Source organism: Thermobifida cellulosilytica TB100 (genome assembly GCF_001517975.1).
GTDB lineage: Bacteria > Actinomycetota > Actinomycetes > Streptosporangiales > Streptosporangiaceae > Thermobifida > Thermobifida cellulosilytica.
Map to the genome: position 1 here is coordinate 300,417 of NZ_KQ950183.1, position 19,249 is coordinate 319,665.

At 73.9% G+C, this 19,249-nt stretch carries 15 protein-coding genes; 14 read left to right on the forward strand and 1 reads right to left on the reverse strand.

Going from position 1 to position 19,249, the window contains the following annotated elements; all coding sequences use genetic code 11:
• The 8 genes from AC529_RS14015 to AC529_RS14050 form a co-directional block, all read left to right on the forward strand.
• The coding region (locus AC529_RS14015) for a branched-chain amino acid ABC transporter permease (protein WP_198156429.1) at window positions 1-586 on the forward strand (586 nt) is incomplete at its 5' end.
• A 1-nt stretch (window position 587) separates the two neighbouring features.
• Window positions 588-1,904: an ABC transporter substrate-binding protein gene (locus AC529_RS14020; protein ID WP_068757393.1), complete on the forward strand. Its 1,317-nt coding sequence runs from the start codon at window positions 588-590 to the stop codon at window positions 1,902-1,904.
• Window positions 1,905-2,113: 209 nt separating this feature from the next.
• The gene (locus AC529_RS14025; protein ID WP_068757395.1) at window positions 2,114-4,867 is read left to right on the forward strand and encodes a helix-turn-helix transcriptional regulator; all 2,754 of its coding nucleotides are present in this window, start codon (window positions 2,114-2,116) and stop codon (window positions 4,865-4,867) included.
• 216 nt (window positions 4,868-5,083) lie between these two features.
• The gene (locus AC529_RS14030) at window positions 5,084-6,235 is read left to right on the forward strand and encodes an acyl-CoA dehydrogenase family protein (RefSeq protein WP_068757397.1); all 1,152 of its coding nucleotides are present in this window, start codon (window positions 5,084-5,086) and stop codon (window positions 6,233-6,235) included.
• A 21-nt stretch (window positions 6,236-6,256) separates the two neighbouring features.
• Entirely contained in the window at window positions 6,257-7,675 is a 1,419-nt protein-coding gene (locus AC529_RS14035; RefSeq protein WP_068757399.1) for an aldehyde dehydrogenase family protein, read from the forward strand.
• 32 nt (window positions 7,676-7,707) lie between these two features.
• Complete coding sequence (locus AC529_RS14040; RefSeq protein ID WP_068757401.1) at window positions 7,708-8,793, forward strand: Zn-dependent alcohol dehydrogenase; 1,086 nt, start codon at window positions 7,708-7,710, stop codon at window positions 8,791-8,793.
• A 325-nt stretch (window positions 8,794-9,118) separates the two neighbouring features.
• Window positions 9,119-9,442, forward strand: a complete 324-nt coding sequence (locus tag AC529_RS14045; protein ID WP_068757403.1) for a histone-like nucleoid-structuring protein Lsr2 — start codon at window positions 9,119-9,121, stop codon at window positions 9,440-9,442.
• A 161-nt stretch (window positions 9,443-9,603) separates the two neighbouring features.
• The gene (locus tag AC529_RS14050) at window positions 9,604-10,728 is read left to right on the forward strand and encodes an FKBP-type peptidyl-prolyl cis-trans isomerase (protein WP_068757405.1); all 1,125 of its coding nucleotides are present in this window, start codon (window positions 9,604-9,606) and stop codon (window positions 10,726-10,728) included.
• A 78-nt stretch (window positions 10,729-10,806) separates the two neighbouring features.
• Here the strand turns inward: AC529_RS14050 and AC529_RS14055 are convergent, their stop codons facing one another.
• Complete coding sequence (locus AC529_RS14055) at window positions 10,807-11,880, reverse strand: DUF3866 family protein (protein WP_198156430.1); 1,074 nt, start codon at window positions 11,878-11,880, stop codon at window positions 10,807-10,809.
• An 82-nt stretch (window positions 11,881-11,962) separates the two neighbouring features.
• Here AC529_RS14055 and AC529_RS14060 point away from each other — a divergent pair, with 82 nt between their 5' ends.
• From AC529_RS14060 to AC529_RS14085, 6 genes are all read left to right on the forward strand, one after another.
• Window positions 11,963-14,002, forward strand: a complete 2,040-nt coding sequence (locus AC529_RS14060) for a helix-turn-helix transcriptional regulator (protein WP_068757407.1) — start codon at window positions 11,963-11,965, stop codon at window positions 14,000-14,002.
• Between the two features lie 168 nt (window positions 14,003-14,170).
• Window positions 14,171-14,473 carry a Sec-independent protein translocase subunit TatA gene (gene tatA, locus AC529_RS14065; protein WP_068757409.1) on the forward strand — a complete coding sequence of 101 codons (303 nt, stop codon included), beginning with the start codon at window positions 14,171-14,173 and terminating at the stop codon, window positions 14,471-14,473.
• Between the two features lie 135 nt (window positions 14,474-14,608).
• On the forward strand, window positions 14,609-15,421 hold the full coding sequence (gene tatC / locus AC529_RS14070) for a twin-arginine translocase subunit TatC (RefSeq protein ID WP_068757411.1): 813 nt from the start codon (window positions 14,609-14,611) through the stop codon (window positions 15,419-15,421).
• Window positions 15,422-15,469: 48 nt separating this feature from the next.
• On the forward strand, window positions 15,470-15,847 hold the full coding sequence (locus tag AC529_RS14075) for a DUF397 domain-containing protein (RefSeq protein ID WP_068757414.1): 378 nt from the start codon (window positions 15,470-15,472) through the stop codon (window positions 15,845-15,847).
• 36 nt (window positions 15,848-15,883) lie between these two features.
• Window positions 15,884-16,765 (forward strand): diacylglycerol/lipid kinase family protein, encoded by an 882-nt coding sequence (locus AC529_RS14080; protein WP_068757417.1) that lies wholly within the window; start codon window positions 15,884-15,886, stop codon window positions 16,763-16,765.
• A 72-nt stretch (window positions 16,766-16,837) separates the two neighbouring features.
• Window positions 16,838-19,249, forward strand: a 2,412-nt coding sequence (locus tag AC529_RS14085; protein WP_068757418.1) for a DEAD/DEAH box helicase, incomplete at its 3' end; no start/stop codon positions are given.

Here is a 19,249-nt window from a genome sequence, read left to right on the forward strand (position 1 = left end):
ACTGTCCGGCCTGCTCACCGACAACCAGTGGAAGGCCCTGGTCGTCTGGCTGACCGTGCTGACGGCCCTGGTGGTCCTGGCGACGCTGAGCCGGGGACGGCTGGGGCGGCGCATGCGCGCCGTCCGCGACGACGAGTCCGCCGCGGCCATGGCAGGCATCCCGGTCGGACGCACCCGGGTCACCGCGTTCGTCGTCAGCGCCGGATGCGCCTCGCTGGCCGGGGCCTGCGAGGCCTACCTGCTGGGCACCGCCACCCCCAGCTCCTTCTCCCTGGCGCTGTCGCTGAGCCTGCTCGCCGCGCTCGTGCTGGGCGGCCTGGGCAGCCTGTGGGGCGCGCTGTGGGGCGCCCTGGCACTGGTCTACCTGGAGGCGGCGGGCAGGGAGCTGGCGGACCTGCTCGGCCTGGGCAGCAGCGTCGCCGACAACCTGCCGCCGGTCTTCTTCGGCGTGATGCTCGTCGTCATCGTCACGGCCTGGCCCACGGGCGTCCACGGCGCGCTGCGCCGCCTGGGCGGCCTGTCGGCCCGGCAGCGCACACCGAACCCTCCATCAGATCCCCCATCCATCACCACGACGGGAGCGTGACATGAGGAAACCGACCGCTGTCGCAGCGGGGGCGCTGGCCCTGACGCTGCTGGCCACCTCCTGCGGAGGCGCCGGAGAGGTCGAGGAGAGCGCAGGAGCCGACCTGAACGTGTCCGTCGGCGTCACCGACGACACGGTCACCATCGGCACCCACCAGCCGCTCACCGGCCCGGCCTCCGCCGGCTACCTGGCGATCTCCCAGGGCGCCTCGGCGATGTTCGACTACATCAACGACCAGGGCGGCGTGCACGGCCGCCGCATCGAGTACCTGGTCAAGGACGACGTCTACGACCCCACCAAGACCGTCGAGGTCACCCAGGAGCTCGTCGAGGGCGAGGAGATCTTCGCCATGCTGGGCGGCCTGGGCACCCCCACCCACTCCAAGGTCGTCGACTACCTCAGCGAGAAGGGCGTGCCGGACCTGTTCCCCTCCTCGGGCGCGCTGATGTGGAACGACCCGGAGCAGTACCCGCTGACCTACGGCTACCAGGTGGACTACACCAAGGAGGCCAAGATCCTGGCGAAGTACGTGGCGGAGAACTTCCCCGACGCCAAGGTCGCCTACTACTACCAGAACGACGACGTGGGCTCCGACTCCATCGCCGGACTGGACCAGTACCTGGCCGACCGGGTCGTCGCCGACGCGGGCTACGAGTCCACCGCCCCCGAGGCGGTCGGCGGGCAGATCTCCTCCTTCAAGGAGGCCGGGGCCGACCTCGTCGTCTGCGCCTGCATCCCGGCCTTCGCCGCGCTGGGCATCCTCAACGCCGTCGGGCAGGGCTACCAGGCGCAGTGGGTCATCACCAGCATCGGCTCCGACACCCCGACGCTGCGCGCCCTGCTCAAGGAGTACGCCGAGGACGACGGGCTGCCGGTCGACCAGCTCCTCGACGGCATCATCACCAGCGGCTACCTGCCGCAGGTCAACATGGTCGACGACCCCTGGACCCGGTTCTTCACCGAGGTCCACGACAAGTACGGCGAGGGCGAGCTGACCAATACCCGCATCTACGGCATGGTCCAGGCGGTCATGTTCGCCAAGGCCCTCAAGGCCGCCGGGGAGAACCCGACCCGGCAGAGCCTCCTCGACGCCGTCGAGTCGATGGAGTGGAACGGCCCCGGACTCGTCCCGTTCGCCTCCACCGCCGAGGACCGCGGCGGCCACGCCGGAGTCCTCGTCCAGCAGTACCGGGAAGGAGACGGCGAGGGGGTCATGGAGCAGCTCCAGGAGCCCATGGTGACCGACCGCGACGGCGGCGAGATCGTCCCCGCCGACTTCGACCGGCTCGGCCCCGACGAGTACGACTTCCACGACTGACCCTCGGCCCCGCACCCCGCAGCGGGGCGGGAGGGGGCGAGCGGGGGTCCGGTGTGCCGTGCCGGACCCCCGCTGTCATCGGGCATGACCGGCGCACTCGGTGCGCCGACAGAGAAGGAGCAGCTCCACGATCGCAGGGCGGGCGGAGCCCGGACAGGGGCGACAGTCCCACCGTTGACTGTGATCTACGTCTCGGTAACGTGGGTCACATGGCAGACGTACTGACGGTCCCGGCCTCCCGCACACACGGCCGGGGCGCTGAGGTCGAGCACCTGGCCGCCCTGCTCTCCCGCTGCACCACGGGCCGGGGCGGCGCGCTGGTCGTCCAGGGCAGTCCCGGCATCGGCAAGAGCGCGCTACTGGACACGGTCCTCGACCGGACCGACGGCCACCGGGTCCTGCGGATCAACGGCCGCCGCCCGGAGACCGGCCTCCCCCTGTCCGGACTGCACGGGCTGCTGCTGCCCGTGCAGCACCGCCTGGGCACGCTCAGCCCCGAGCACGACCGGCTGCTGGACGGCGTGCTGCGCCGCGGCCGCTACGACGGGGAGGGGCGGCTGGCGCTGTCGGTGGCCGTGCTGGCCCTCCTCACCGCGCTGGCCCGCACCCGCCCCCTGGTGTGCGTGGTCGACGACGCCCAGTGGATCGACCCCGACTCGCTCGGCCTGCTCTCCTTCGCCGCCCACCGCCTGGACGAGGTCGGCGCGGCCGTCCTCTTCGCCACCCGCGACACCCCGCCCGAGGAGCTGTCCGGCCTGCCCCGGCTGCGGCTGGCGCCGCTGGCCGAGGAGGTCCTCCAGGGGATGCTGGAGGAGACCGACCCCGACCTGGACCCGGCGGTGCGCAGCGAACTCGCACGCCGCGCGCACGGCAACCCCATGGCCGCCCGCTGCTACGCCGCCTCCCTGACCGCGGGCCAGCGCACCGGCGCCGAGCCGCTGCCCAGGGTCCTGCCGCTGCCCGCGGAGATCCTGGACGCCTACGCCGAGACGCTGGACTTCCTCCCCGACGACGTGGCGTGGCTGCTGCTGCTCGCCGCGCTGGAACCGGGCGTGGCGGTCCCGGTCCTGACCGCGCCGCGGGACGGCGCCGCCGACCCGGTCGCGGCCCTCGACCGGGCCGAGCGGGCCGGACTGCTGCGGGTGCAGGCCGACCGGGTGGAGTTCGCCGACCCGATGCTGGGCGAGGTGGTGTGCCGCCGCGCCACCAGCGGCCAACTGGCCCGCGCCCACCTGGAGATGGCGCGCCTGCTGGACGGCCGCGGACCCCGCTACCGGGTGCTGTGGCACCGGGCGGCGGCCACCGGCGGCCCCGACGAGGAGCTGGGCCGCGAACTCACCGCCGCGGTGTCGGCGGGCGAGCCCGGGCTGACCGCCGAGGAGGCGTCGGTCCTGCTGGAGCGCGCCGCCGAGCTGACCGGCAAGCCCAGCCGCCGGGCCAACCGCCTGGCCGAGGCCTCCTACCAGGCGTGGGCGGCGGGCCAGTACAGCCGCAGCACCATCCTCATCAAGCAGGCGGCGCCCTACGTCCCGGCCGCCCGCATCCGGGGCCTGCCGGAGATGGTCGACGGCTACCGCGCGGTCGGCGAGAAGGACTCGGTCCAGGGCTGCGACCAGTTGATGGCGGCGGCCCGCGAGGTCGCCGGGCGCAACCCCCGCCAGGCGCGGTCGCTGCTGCTGCGCGCCGCCGACGCCGCCTCCCTGGCCGGGGACCTGGACCGCTTCGCCGCGGCCGCGCGCCAGGCGTTCGCCCTCGACCTGGACGACCCGCAGCACGACTCCGGACTGGCCTACCTGGAGGGCTCCATGCTGGCCTTCCAGGGCGACTACGAGGCGGCGGTCGAGCCGCTGCGCCGGTCGGTGGCCCTGGCGGAGCGCGACGACGAGCCGTTCGGCCTGATCTTCGCGATCGTGGCGGCGCTGCGGCTGGGCGACACCGTCGGGGCGCGCCGCCAGACCGCCCGGGCGATCGCCCGGGCCGGGGTGCGCGGCACCGTGTCGATGGTGCCCAAGGCGCTGTCCTACGCCGTCTACGGCGAGTTCCTGCACGGGTCGCCGGCCACCGCGACCGAGCACGCGTCGCTGGGGCTGCGGCTGGCGGGGGAGACCGGGCAGCGCAACTGCGCCGCGCACCACCTGGCCGCCCTGGCGATGCTGGCGGCGCTGCGCGGCGACGCCGAGGAGTGCGCGGTGCGCGCGGCGGCCGTCACCGAGCACGCCGACAGCCGCCCGCTGGGGCTGCCCCGGGCGCTCACCGAGTGGGCGCTGGCCTTCCTCGACCTGACCCGGGGCCGGATGCGCGAGGCCGCCACCCGCCTGGAGGAGCTGGCGCGCAGCGAGCCCTGCCAGGGCCACCGCACCATCCGCCTGCTGAGCGTGCCCCACTACGTGGAGGCCGCCGCGCACCTGGGGGAGACCCGGCGCGCCGAGGCCGCGCTGGCCGGCTACGAGCGGTGGGCCAGGGCCGTGCAGGGCCCCAACGAGCTGGCCCTCGCGGCGCGCTGCCGGGCGCTGCTCAGCGACGGCGAGACCGCGCGCGAGCACTTCGAGGAGGCGCTGGCCCTGCACCGCCGCGGCGGCGCGGGCATCGAGGAGGCGCGCACCCGGCTGGCCTACGGCACGTTGCTGCGCCGCTCCCGGCTGCCCTCCGCGGCCCGCCCGCACCTGCGCGCCGCGGTGGAGGCGTTCACCCGGCTGGAGGCGCCGCTGCTGTTGCGCCAGGCCAAGGAGCAGTTGCGCGCCACCGGGGAGGCGCTCGACAGCGGCGTCTCCGCCGCCACCGCGGGGCTGACCCCCCAGCAGGAGCAGATCGCCCGCCTCGTCGCCGAGGGGGCCACCAACCGCGAGATCGCCCAGCGCCTTTACATCAGCCCCCGCACCGTCGAGCACCACCTGCGCAACATCTTCCGCCAACTGCAAATCCGCTCCCGGGTGGAGCTGGCCAGGCTGGTCAGCGGCCGGTGAGGCGCCCGCGGCGGCCCACTCCCGGGCGCGGCGGGCGCCGCGCCCGGGACGGGGGAGGGCGCCCTCCCCCGCACCCCACGAACGGACAAATGGGTTAAAAGCCATCAAATTTCGCATACAGCGCGCGGCGGTGGGAGGCCCCGGGGTTCCCCCGGTGTGACCGATGTCCTACTCTGCACGCAAGAAAACTAACAGCGATAGTTTTTGGGGTGCGGCATGGATTTCACCCTCACCGAGGAGCAGACCGCGCTCCGCGCCATGGCGGCGGAGTTCGTGGACCGCGAGATCACACCGAACGCGGCGGAGTGGGACCGGGCCGAGAGCGTGCCCCGCGAACTGGTCCCACGCCTCGGGGAACTCGGCTTCCTCGGCATGACCGTCGACGAGGAGTACGGCGGCGCGGGCGGCGACCACCTCTCCTACGTCCTGGTCATGGAGGAGCTCGGCCGCGGCGACTCCTCGGTCCGCGGCCTGGTCTCGGTCTCCCTCGGCCTGGTCGCCAAGACCATCGCCGCCCACGGCACCCCCGAGCAGCGCCGCCGCTGGCTGCCCGGCCTGTGCTCGGGCGAGCTCCTCGGCTGCTTCGGCCTGACCGAACCCGACACCGGCTCCGACGCCGCGTCGCTGTCGCTGCGCGCCGTCCGCGACGGCGACGACTACCTGCTCAGCGGCTCCAAGATGTTCATCACCAACGGCACCTGGGCGGACGTCGCCGTCATCTTCGCCCGCACCGGCGGCCCCGGCCCCAAGGGCGTCACCGCCTTCCTCGTCCCCACCGACTCCCCGGGCCTGGAGCGCACCACCATCCACGGCAAGCTCGGCCTGCGCGGCCAGCCCACCGCCCAGCTCTTCCTCGACGAGGTGCGCGTGCCCGCCGACGCCGTCCTCGGCGAGGAGGGCCAGGGCTTCCGCATCGCGATGTCCGCCCTCGACAAGGGGCGGGTCTCGGTGGCCGCCGGAGCGGTCGGCGCCGCCCGGGGCGCCCTGGAGAGCGCCCTGGCCCACGCCAGGCAGCGCGTCCAGTTCGGCCGCCCCATCGCCAGGTTCCAGCTCGTCCAGGAACTGCTCGCCGACACCGCCGTCGAGACCGACGCCGCCCGCCTCCTGGTGTGGCGGGCCGCCGACCTCATCGACCGGGGCGAGCCGTTCGCCACCGCCGCGTCCATGGCCAAGCTCTACGCCACCGAGACGGCCGTGCGCGCCGCCAACAACGCCATGCAGGTCTTCGGCGGCTACGGCTACATCGACGAGTACCCGCCCGGCAAGTACCTGCGCGACGCCCGCGTCACCACCCTCTACGAAGGCACCAGCCAGATCCAGAAGCTCCTCATCGGCCGCGCGCTCACCGGCGTCAGCGCCTTCGTCTGACCGACCCCGCCTGGAGGCACCGTGCTCACCACCGACCGGATCTACGTCGGCGGCCAGTGGACCGCCCCCCAGACCAGCGACCGCATCGCGGTGGAGAACCCCTACACCCGCCGCACCCTCGCCCACGTCCCGCTGTGCGACGCCGACGACGTCGACCGCGCCGTGCACGCCGCGCGGCGCGCCTTCGACTCCTGGGCCGCCACCGACCTCGCCGAACGCCTCGCCCACCTGGACGCCCTGCGCCGCGAGCTCACCGTGCGCGCCGCGGAGATGTCCGCCCTCATCACCTCGGAGATGGGCGCGCCCAAGACGGTCGCCGACCGCATCCAGGTCGGGCTGCCGCTCACCGTGCTCGCCGACACCGTCGCCGCCGCCCGCGACCTCGCCTGGACCGAGCAGATCGGCAACTCCCTCGTCCTGCGCGAACCCGTCGGCGTGGTCGGCGCCATCACCCCGTGGAACTACCCGCTGCACCAGACGATCGCCAAGATCGCCCCCGCCCTCGCCGCGGGCTGCACCGTCGTGCTCAAACCCAGCGAGGTCGCACCGCTGTCCGCCTTCCTGCTCGCCGAGATCATCGACTCCGTCGGCTTCCCGCCCGGCGTGTTCAACCTCGTCACCGGCACCGGACCGCAGGCCGGCGAGGCGCTGGCCGCCCACCCCGACGTGGACATGGTCTCCTTCACCGGATCCACCCGGGCCGGCAGCCGCGTCAGCGAGGCGGCCGCCCCCACCGTCAAGAAGGTCGCCCTGGAACTCGGCGGCAAGTCCGCCGCCGTCGTCCTGGACGACGCCGACCTGGCCGCCGCGGTCAGAGCCGTCGTCGCCGACTGCATGCTCAACTCCGGCCAGACCTGCACCGCCCTGACCCGCCTGCTCGTCCCGCAGGACCGCTACGACGAGGCCGTCGCCCTGGCCGCCGAGGCGGCGCGCGCCAGGCGCATGGGCGACCCCGCCGACCCCGCCACCCGCATCGGGCCGCTGGCCTCCGCCGACGCCCACCGCCGCGTCCTGGACCACCTGGAGCGGGCCCGCAAGGACGGCGCGGTCTTCGCCACCGGCGGCCCCGACGCCGAGGTCCCCGACCAGGGCTACTTCGTGGCCCCCACCGTGCTGGCCGGACTCGGCCGCGACGCCGCGGCCGCCCGCGAGGAGATCTTCGGCCCGGTGCTCACCGTGCTCGGCTACACCGACACCGACGACGCCGTGGCCCTGGCCAACGCCACCGACTACGGCCTGTCCGGCGCGGTCTGGTCGGCCGACACCGACCGGGCCCTGGCCGTGGCGCGCCGCATGCGCACCGGCCAGGTCGCCGTCAACGGCGGCCGGTTCAACCCCTCCGCCCCCTTCGGCGGCTACCGCAGGTCCGGCAACGGACGCGAACTGGGCCGCTTCGGCCTGGAGGAGTTCTGCGAGCTCAAGGCGGTCCAACTCCCGTGACCCCGCACACCGATCCCGACCAGAGGAGGACCATGTCCACCACACTCGCAGCCGTGGTACGCGCCCCCGGCGAACCGGTGCACACCGCAGAGGTCGCCCTGCCCGACGTGGGACCGGGACAGGTCCGGGTACGCATGGCCGCCGCCGGCGTGTGCCACTCGGACCTGTCGCTGGCCTCGGGCAGGCTCGCCCACCCCATGCCCGCCGTCCTCGGCCACGAGGGAGCCGGACAGGTCGTCGCCCTCGGCGAGGGGGTGACGGACCTGGCCGTCGGGGACACGGTGCTGCTCAACTGGAACCCGCCCTGCCGCGCCTGCTGGTACTGCGCCAACGGCGAGCCCTACCTGTGCGCCCGCGCCGCCGACGCCTCCGGCCGCGTCTGGGGGACCCTGGCCGACGGCACCGGCGTCCACCCCTGCCTGGGGGTGGCCGCGTTCGCCCAGGAGACCGTCGTCCCCGCGGGCGCCTGCGTGCCCGTCCCCGGCGACATCCCCCCGGTCGAGGCGGCCCTGCTCGGCTGCGCGGTGCTGACCGGGGTCGGCGCGGTGCGCAACGCCGCGCGCGTACAGCCCGGCCAGTCGGTGGCCGTCATCGGCCTGGGCGGTGTGGGGCTGGCCGCCGTCCAGGGCGCGCGCATCGCGGGCGCCGCCACGATCGTCGCCGTCGACCCGGTCGAGGAGAAGGAGGAGCTGGCCCGCTCCCTGGGCGCGACCCACTTCCTCACCCCCGGCGACGACCTCGCCCGCCGGATCCGCGCGATCGCCGACGGGCGCGGCGTCGACCACGCCGTCGAGTGCGTGGGCCGCGCCGCCACCATCCGCGCGGCCTGGTCGTGCACCCGCCGCGGCGGCACCGCCACCGTGGTGGGCATCGGCGCCGCCACCGACACGCTGACCCTCAACGCGCTGGAGGTCCCGCACTTCGCCCGCACCCTCCGCGGGTGCATGTACGGCAGCAGCGACCCCGCCGCCGACGTCCCGGACCTGCTCAAGCTGTACCGCGACGGCCAACTGCTCCTGTCGCCCCTGGTCAGCCGGACCATCGGGCTGGAGGACGTGGGCGGTGCCCTCGCCGACCTGCACTCCGGCCGCGGCGCGCGCAGCCTGGTGGTGTTCTGACCCCCGGGAAAGGCCCGTGACGCGGGCGTGTTCCGGCAATCACCCGCCGGAGTGAATTCCCGACAAATAGAAAACAGGCGGCCGACGGGAAACACCGCGGCCGCACCCCGCCGGAGGGCCCCGTCGAAAGGCGGGGTCCTCTTTGTCCGCACCGGACGCCGCGGACCGGGCGGAACGGTTACCGCGGCGCAGCCGCACCCCCCGGCCACGGCCAACGGAACCGCAATATCCGGGAAAACGCGTGGAGACGGCGGAAGTGTCGACGGGTTTTCCGGAGATTTCTATAGTATTTCACCAATATTAGCGAGAACAAAGGGGGGATGAGGTGGCACGGAAGACGGTGGTCGAACTCGTCGACGACCTCGACGGCTCCAGGGCCGACGAAACGGTCACGTTCGGCATCGACGGAACGGTCTACGAGATCGACCTGTCCGCCGACCACGCCGAGGACCTGCGCGCCATCTTCGAGGCGTACGTGAAGGCCGGGCGGAAGGTCACCGGCAGGTCCCGCCGCGCGGCGCGGTCCGAGAAGCTCGACACCCGGGCCGTGCGGGCGTGGGCGCGCTCCCAGGGGATGGAGGTCAGCGAACGCGGCCGCATTCCCCAGCACGTCCTCGACGCCTACCGCAACCGCGACCGCGGGGAGTGAGGAGCGCCGCGGCCCGGACGCGCAGGCCGCCGCGGAGCGGCCGCCGGGCCGGGCGGTGCGGCGCTCCGGAAGTTCTTAACGGCCTCTTACTCGGATACGGCATTCTTGCCTCTCCGATAGTGTGTCGGAGATTCTGGCCAAACTCTTGAGGTAGTGACAACATGCGTCGACGTGCGGCTGTGGCCCTTGCGGTGCCGTTGAGCGCCCTGATGCTGGGGGCGTCCGGATGCGGGGTCATTCCCGAGGACTGGCAGACCCCCGCCCTGATGCGCAGCGAGCAGGAGTACGACACCCGCCTCCCGGTCGTCAGCGGCCCCGTCGGCGAGGAACCCGAGATCACCTTCCCCGACATCGCCCCGCCCACCGAGCGGCTCTCCGGCGTCGCGCACAAGGGAGAGGACGCCAACGTCCTGATCCGCAAGAGCGACCTGCTGGTCGCCCACATCGTGGAGTACCGGTGGACCGAGGCGGGCAAGGGGGAGCAGACCAGCTCCACCTACGAGCACGACGCCCCGACGCTGCTGCCGCTGTCGCAGATGCCCGAGGACCTGGCGGACGCCGTCATCAACCAGTCGGTGGGCTCCCGCGTGGTGTTCCTCTTCCCGCCGCCCAGCGAGGACGAGCGCGCCCAGTACGAGGCGATGGGCCAGGAGGCGCCCGAGGGCGCGTCGGTGTCGGTCGTGGACATCGTCGCCCGCCACGGCAAGGGCGACGTCGTCGAGGGAGAGCAGACGTCCTCCGGCGGCGACGGGCTGCCCACCGTGACCGACAACGGCCGGGCCATTCCCGACATCACCATCCCCGAGAACACCGAGGCCCCCAAGGACCTGAAGGCCGTCACCCTGATCGAGGGCGACGGCCCCGAGGTCACCGAGGGCCAGCAGATCGTCGTCCAGTACACCGGCGTGCGCTGGGACGACGGGAAGGTCTTCGACTCCACCTGGAACACCGGGCTGCCCGAGCGCGCCGCCGCCGAGAACGAGGACACCGACGGCGACCCGCTCAGCTTCCAGATCGGCGTCGGCGGAGTCATCGAGGGCTGGGACGAGGGCCTGGTCGGCCAGCGGGTCGGCAGCCGCGTCCTGCTGGTCATCCCCGAGGACAAGGCCTACGGCAAGGAGGCCGAGGAGCGGGGCCAGCCCGCGGGCACCCTGGTCTTCGTCGTGGACCTGCTGGGCGCCTACAACACCGCCCCCGAGGAGGAAGAGGAGACCGACGCCCCCGCCGACGAGGGCGACGCCTCCGAGGAGTCGGGCGACGCCTCCGAGGAGGAGGGCGGCGAGTAGCCCGCCGCGCACCGAACAGCCGCCGGGGGCGGGGCCGCACGGCCCCGCCCCCGGACATGCCCGCAGCCGCCCGGCCGCTCAGTCCAGCAGGCGGGCCGCGTGGCGGCCCGCCGCCGCAGCGGCCAGGAACGCCGCCGTGTCCTCGGCCAGGCCGCGCCCCATGGTGGACAGCCGCACCGGGACCGCCTGCAACGCCGCCAGCAGGCCCTCCACCTCCACCTCCACCAGGGTGTGCCGCTCGCCCAGCACGGCGGCCTCGGCGCGCAGCAGCGCCCCGAAGTCCCCGCCCAGCCGCGGCACCACCACGTCGGCGCGGGCCAGCGCCACCCGCCCGTAGGCGGTCAGGCTGTGGTGCGACACCCCCCGGTGCCGTCGGCGCGGATCGGCCTGGCTGACCCGCAGCGCCCCCACCGGGCGCCCCCGCAGCACCGCCGCCGCGTTGACCGCCTCGCCCACGGCCACCCCCGAGAACCCCCACGGCGTCCCGGTGCCCAGGTTGCCCGGCCCCTGCGCCACCACGGCGACCTCGGCGCCCAGCACGTGCCGGGCCGCCAGCAGCCCGGTGTGCACCGTCACCGCCTCCACGTCGCCGCCGAACGCCTGCCCCACCGTGACCGAGCCCGCCAGCGCCCCGGCCTCGCGCAGCCGCGCCACCGTCCGGGAGAACCACAGCGGCAGCGCCCCGCCGTCCAGCATCACGTAGGCCACCCGCGTGCCCGGGCGCTCCGCCAGCACCCCCGCCACCACCGCCGGAAGCGCCGAGTGCAGGTCGGCGGTCACCACCGGCATGCCGTCCACCCCGTCGCAGTCGCGCAGCAGCGCGTGGTGCTTCGAGTCCTGCTCGTCGGCGCCCAGCACGGTCACCTGAAGCGGGGTGTAGCGGGCCTTGACCAGGTGCCCCGGGCCGCCGGGGTCGGGCGGCAGCCGGTCGGGCACGGCCACCACCAGCGCGTAGCCGCCCGTGCCCAGCCCCATCGCCAGCGCCGTGGTGTTCAGCAGCACCCGGTCGCCCGGCCGGGGCTCGCCCACCAGACGCGGATAGGCCAGCGCCCGGCAGCCCCCCTCGCCCCCCGCCAGCTCCACGTCCAACTCCACCGCGCCGGGCCAGGAGCGGCCCAGACCGCGGACCCGTCCGTCACGCCATCTGATCACGCGCGTCACGGTACCGTTCGTGGTGTCGCGATTCCGGGAAACCGACGCACTAGCGGGCGGGCGGCGTCCAGAAAGGCGGAAAATGTCGCAGGACAAGACCGAACGGCAGCTCAACCTGGTGATCTGCCTGCTGGCCACCAGGCGCTTCCTCACCGCCCAGGAGATCCGGGCGACCGTGCACGGCTACGGCGACGTCGAGAACGACGCGGCCTTCAAGCGCATGTTCGAGCGCGACAAGAAGGAGCTGCGCGACGCCGGCATCCCCATCAGCACCGGACGCCGCGACCCGTTCAGCGACGAGGACGGCTACCGCATCCGCCGCGACGACTACGAACTGGAGCCCATCGAACTGCTGCCCGACGAGGCGGCCGTGCTGGGCCTGGCCGCCCGCGCCTGGCGGCACGCCGTGCTCGGCGAGGCCGCCGCCAACGCGCTGCTGAAGCTGCGCACCGCCGGGGTGCCCGTGGACTCCGCGGCGCTGCCCGCCGTCGCCCCCGTGCTGGGCGCCGACGAGCCCGCCTTCCCCTCCATCTGGCAGGCCGTCCGCGACCGCCGCCCGGTCAGCTTCGACTACCGCCGCCCCGGCCAGGACACGCCCACCCACCGGGAACTGGAGCCGTGGGGCATCGCCAACGTCGGGGGACGCTGGTACGTCGCCGGATACGACCGCCTGCGCCGCGACCGCCGGGTCTTCCGGCTCAGCCGCATCGTCGGCGAGGTGCGGGTGCACACCACCGGGCCGGCCGTGCAGGTGCCCGCCGGGGTGGACGTGCGCTCCCTGGTCAACGCGCGCCCCGCAGAGCCCGACCAGGTGGCGCTGCTGGAGGCGCGCACCGACGCCGCGCACGCGCTGCGCCGCGACGCCCGCCGCATCGTCCCCGGGGAGCGCGCAGGCGCAACCGGATGGGACCTGGTGGAGTACCCCTACACCGACGAGGCCGCCCTGGCCGCGCGGGTCGCCGAGTACGGCGAGCACGTGCTGGTGCGCGAGCCCGAACGGGCCCGCACCGCCGTCGTGGAGCACCTGCGCGCCGTCGTCGCCGCACCCGTCAAGGACACCGCCGACCAGGAGGCCCCGCCCGCCGAGCGGCCCGCGCCCTCCCGCCGGGCCAACGCCTCCTCCGAGCAGTTGCGCCGCCTGCTCATGCTGGTGCCCTACGCGCTCAGCCGCGACGTGCGGGTCTCCGAGGTCGCCGAACACTTCGGCCTCACCGAGAAGCAGGTGCTCAAGGACCTGAGCCTGCTGTGGATGTGCGGCCTGCCCGGCTACACCCCCGGCGACCTGATCGACGTGGACGTGGAGGCCGCCGCCGAGACCGGGGAGATCATCATCGCCAACGCCGACACCCTGGCCGCGCCGCTGCGGCTGACCGCCGACGAGGCCGCCAGCCTGGTGGTCGGCCTGCGGCTGCTGCGCGACCTGCCCGGGGTGGACAGCTCCGCCCTCACCCGCGTGGAGCAGAAGCTGCGCCAGGTCGCGGGCGCCGCCGTGGAACTCGCCGACTCCGTGGACGTGCGCGTCGACGCCGACGGGGAGACCGCCCGGCTGCGCAAGCAGATCGGCGAGGCGCTGGAGACCGGCCACCGCCTCCACCTGCGCTACCTGTCCGGCTACGCCGACCGGGTCAGCGAACGCGAGGTCGACCCGATGCGGCTGGTCGTGCAGGACGGGCACGTCTTCCTGGAGGGCTGGTGCCGGCTGCGCCAGGACGTCCGGCTGTTCCGCCTGGACCGGATCCTGGAGCTGACCGTGCTGCCGGTGGCCGCCGAGGTCCCCGCGGGGGTGCGCGGACTCGACCTCAGCGACGGCGTGCTGCAACGCTCCGCCGACGACGCCTTCGTCACGTTCGAACTGGAGCCCGCGGCGCGCTGGGTCGCCGAGGACCACGTCTGCTCGCAGGTGCAGGAGCTGCCCGGCGGCCGGCTGCGCGCCACCCTGCGCACCCCCGAACCCGGCTGGGCGGTGCGGCTGGCGCTGCGGCTGGGCGCCACCGGGCGGCTGGTCGCCCCCGCCGACCTGGCCGAACGGGCCCGCGAACTGGCCGAGCGGGCGCTGCGGCGCTACTCCGGACGAGACCGACGTCCACCCGCGGACGGTGGCGCCGCGCCCCGGATTGAGTAGGCTCGAGACGTACTGTGAACCGTTGCCGCCCGTCGGCCGCCGGGACGCCCGCCGCGGGCGCGTCCGGCAGTCCACGACCCCGGCCGACGCCGACCCGGCGGGCGCACGGCCGGACCAGGACGTACCATCGGTGGCGCAGGCGGCGTCGCACAGAGAGGCTGACACAACATGAGCATCGGGCCCCGCGAAATCCTCATCCTGCTGGTGATCGTGCTGCTGCTGTTCGGCGCCAAGAAGCTGCCCGAACTGGCGCGCTCGCTGGGCCGCAGCGCCCGCATCCTGCGTGCCGAGGCCAAGGGCCTGGCGGAGGAGGACGGCGCCCAGCAGCAGGCCGCGGGCCAGACCCACCAGGCCGAGGCCCGCCCCGAGCAGTCCGGCGCCCAGCAGGGCAACGGCTACCCGCAACTGCCGCCCGGCCAGCGGATCGTCGACGGCTCCGCGGAGTCCGCCCGGCGCCCCTACAATTCCTGACCTTCGGTCGGCCAGTCCAACGAAGCCGCGCCGGCGCCGCACGGCCGCCACGGGCGCGGACGGTACCGGGTGAGTCGGAGAACACACACAGCGATGAGGACGAGACGACAGCGCAAGGCGAACCCCGAGGCGCGCATGCCGCTCATGGACCACCTGCGGGAACTGCGCAACCGGATCATCAAGGCGCTGCTGTTCATCAGCGCGGGCGTGGTGGCCGGCTTCCTCGTCTTCGACCCGGTCTGGGAGTTCCTGCAACGGCCCTACTGCTCGCTGCCCGCCGAGGTGCGCGGCGGCGAGGACTGCGGACTCAACTACACCGGCATCTTCGACGGGTTCAACCTCTACTTCAAGGTCGCCCTCATCGTCGGCCTGCTGGTCTCCAGCCCGTTCTGGCTGTACCAGGTGTGGGCGTTCGTCGCCCCGGCGCTGCGCGGCCGGGAGAAGCGCTACACCTACCTGTTCGTGGGGTTCGCGGTCCCGCTGTTCTGCGCGGGCGCGGCGCTGGCCTACTACGTCACCGCCAAGGGCATGGAGATCATGTTCTCCTTCGCCCCGGAGGGCTCCACCGCGCTGATCACCCTGCAGAACTACCTCACCTACATCATCATGATGCTGGTGGTGTTCGGCGCCGCCTTCCTGCTGCCGCTCATCGTGGTGATGCTGAACTTCCTGGGCGTGCTGCCGCACCGGATGATCGCCAAGTGGCGGCGTGTGATCATCTTCCTGGCGTTCGTGTTCGCCGCGATCGCCACCCCGGGTGGCGACCCGTTCACTATGCTTGCGCTGGGAATTCCGGTGGTCGCACTGTTCGAGATCGCCGAACTGGTCGCCTTCGTCAACGACCGGCGCCGCGGCCGCAGCCGCGACCCGCTGGCCGAGCTCGACGACGACGAGATCTCCCCGCTGGACGACGTCGACAGCGCCGCCGGGACCACGCCGAACCGTTAGAGTCCGCACCGAACACCCGGTCCGGACGACAGTCAACAGGAGAGACCCATGGACGAGCAGCACACCTCCTCCGCCTCCCGCCGCGACCTGCCCCCCGAGGCGCGGGGCAACGAGAAGTGGCACGACACCACCAACGCGGTGTGGATGCGCTCCTCGCTGTCGCGGGAGGACTCCGAGGCCATCGTCGAGGTCGCCAAGTTCGACGACGGCTACCGGGCGGTGCGCGACGGCAAGAACCCCGACAAGGGCATCCTGTTCTTCACCCCCGCCGAGTGGGAGGCGTTCGTACTGGGCGCCAAGGACGGCGAGTTCGACATCCCCGAGGAGTACCTGACCCCCGAGGAGGCCGCCATCCAGCGCGGCGAGGTGCCGGTCACCGCGGTGCCCTCGCCGCTCAACAACACCCCCGCCGCCGAGGCCGACTAGCCCCGCGCCCCGCCGAACCGGAGGACCCGTCCCCCCGTGCCGACCATCGCCCTGCTGGTCAACCCCGCCTCCGGACGGCGGCGGGCCGCCGTGGCCGCGGCCGCACTGCGCGACCGGCTGCGCGCCCGGGGCGCCCGGGTGCGCGTGGCCGCGGGCGCCTCGGCGGCCGACAGCGCCCGCCTGGCCGGGCAACTGGCCGCCGACCGCCCCGACGCGCTCGTCGCCGTCGGCGGCGACGGCCTGGCCCACCTGGCCCTCCAGGCCGTGGTCGGCACCGACGTCCCGCTGGGAGTCGTGGGCGCGGGGACCGGCAACGACATCGCCCGCGAGCTCGGCCTGCCGCGCAGCCCCGACGCGGCGGCCCGGGCGGTCCTGGCCGGACACACCCGGCGGATCGACACCGTCGCGGCCGCGGGCCGCCACTACCTGAGCGTCCTCGCCTGCGGATTCGACTCCCGCGTCAACGAACGCGTCAACGGCCTGCGCGTCCGCACCGGCCGACTCGACTACGTCGCCGGACTCCTCGCCGAACTCGGCTCCTTCACCCCGCTCCGCTACACCCTGGACGTGGACGGGCAGCGCCTGGACGCCGAGGGCGTGCTCGTCGCCGTCGGCAACACCCGCTGCTACGGCGGCGGCATGCGCATCTGCCCCGACGCCCGCCCCGACGACGGACTCCTCGACGTGGTGCTGGTACGCGCCATGGGGCGGGCCCGCTTCCTGCGCCTGTTCCCCCGCGTGTTCACCGGCTCCCACCTGAACCTGCCCGAGGTCGCCGTGCTGCGCGGCCGACGCGTCGCCGTCGCGGTGCACGGCGCCGCCGACGTGGTCGCCCACGCCGACGGCGAACGCCTCGCCGCACCGCCCCTGGTCTGCGAGGCCGTCCCCGGCTCGGTGCGGATGCTCACCGGCCGCTGACCCGGCCCCGCCCCGCCGGACGCCCTCCCGGGAACGGGCGCGCCGCCCCCGCCACCCTCTAGGCTGACCAGTATGAGCACTTATGCCGCCCGCTACGCCGAGTTCCGCAGGCGACAGCAGAGGTCCAGCCCCGTCATCGAGGACTTCCAGGCGCTGTACGGATTCGAGTTCGACGACTTCCAGGTCCGGGCCTGCAAAGCGCTGGAGGAGGGGCACGGGGTGCTGGTGGCCGCGCCCACCGGGTCCGGCAAGACCGTCCTCGGCGAGTTCGCCGTCCACCTGGCGCTGCGCGACGGCCGCAAGTGCTTCTACACCACGCCCATCAAGGCGCTGTCCAACCAGAAGTACACCGACCTGGTGCGCCGCTACGGCGCCGAGAAGGTCGGCCTGCTCACCGGGGACAACAGCATCAACGGCGAGGCGCCCGTGGTCGTGATGACCACCGAGGTGCTGCGCAACATGCTGTACGCGGGCTCCGCCACCCTGTCGGGGCTGGCCTACGTGGTCATGGACGAGGTCCACTACCTCGCCGACCGGTTCCGCGGCGCGGTCTGGGAGGAGGTCATCATCCACCTGCCCGCCTCGGTGCAGGTGGTGGCGTTGAGCGCGACCGTCAGCAACGCCGAGGAGTTCGGCCAGTGGCTGCAACAGGTGCGCGGCGACACCTCGGTGATCGTCGACGAGAAGCGCCCGGTGCCGCTGTGGCAGCACGTGATGGTGGGCAACCGCATCCACGACCTGTTCGTCGAGCCCGACGGCCCCGCCGACGCCGAGCAGGACGACGAGGCGGGGCGCGGCTCCCGCAAACGCCGCCGCTCCCGCACCGACGCCCAGCGCACCGTGGAGATCGAGGTCGGCGGGGAGCGCCTGAGAGTCAACCCGCGCCTGATCCGCTTCGCCGAGGAGGACGCCCGCCTCTCCCAACTGGCCTACCAGCGCCGCCACCCGCAGGCGCGGGCGCGCGGCGGCGGACCCCGGCCCCGCAGCAGGTTCACCCCGCCCAGCCGGGTGCAGATCGTCGAACAGCTCGACCGCGAGGGCCTGCTGCCCGCCATCACCTTCATCTTCAGCCGCGCCGGCTGCGACGACGCGGTGCGCCAGTGCCTGGCCGCGGGCCTGGTGCTGACCACCCCCGAGGAGGCCGCCCAGATCCGCGAGTACGCCGAACGCCAGTGCGCCGACATCCCCCCGCCCGACCTGGCCGTGCTCGGCTACTCCGAATGGTTGCAGGCCCTGGAGTGCGGCATCGCCGCCCACCACGCCGGACTGCTGCCCACCTTCAAGGAGGTGGTGGAGACCCTGTTCTCCCGCGGCCTGATCCGCGCGGTCTTCGCCACCGAGACCCTGGCCCTGGGCATCAACATGCCCGCCCGCACCGTCGTCATCGAGAAGCTGGACAAGTGGAACGGCGAGACCCACGCCGCGCTCACCCCCGGCGAGTACACCCAGCTCACCGGCCGCGCCGGACGCCGCGGCATCGACGTGGAGGGGCACGCGGTCGTGGTGTGGCAGCCCGGCACCGACCCGGAGGCGGTCGCGGGCCTGGCCGGAACCCGCACCTACCCGCTCAACTCCAGCTTCCAGCCGTCCTACAACATGGCGGTCAACCTGGTCGCCCAGGTCGGCCGCGAGCGCGGCCGGACCATGCTGGAGTCCTCCTTCGCCCAGTTCCAGGCCGACCGCGCCGTGGTCGGCCTGGTGCGCAAGCTGCGCAGACAGCAGGAGGCGCTGGAAGGCTACGCCAAGGCCGCCGAGGACCCCAACGGCGACTTCATGGAGTACGCGGCGCTGCGCCGCCGCCTCAGCGACCTGGAGAGCGCCGCCCAGCGCAACCGGCGCACCGCGCGCCGCAAGGAGGCCGAGCGCAGCCTGCGCTCCCTCAGACCCGGCGACATCATCCGCATCCCCTCGGGCCGCCAGGCCGGCTACGCCGTCGTCCTCGACCCCGGCCTGGACAGGGGGCCGCTGCCCGCGCCGCTGGTGCTGACCGTCAACCGCCAGGTCAAACGGGTCAGCGCCAGCGACTTCCCGGTCCCGGTGGAGCCGTCGGGGCGGCTGCGGCTGCCCAAGTCGTTCTCCGCGCGCTCGGCCCAGTCCCGCCGCGACCTGGCCTCGGCGCTGCGCAGCAAACTGGAGACGCTGCCGGCCGCCCCGGTCCGCCACCGCACCCGCGACGGGGCGGCCGAGGACCCCGAGATCGCCGAGCTGCGCGCCCGCATCCGCGAACACCCCTGCCACCACAGCGAGGGCCGCGAGGACCGGGCGCGCTGGGCGGAGCGCTACTTCCGGCTCAAGAAGGAGACCGACGAGCTGGAGCGCCGCATCGAGGGCCGCTCCCACGTCATCGCCCGCACCTTCGACCGGGTCTGCGGGGTGCTCCAGGAGCTCGGCTACCTCGCGGGCGACACCGTCACCGAGGAGGGGCGGCTGCTCGGCCGCATCTACTCCGAACTGGACCTGCTGGCCGCCGAGGCGCTGCGCCGC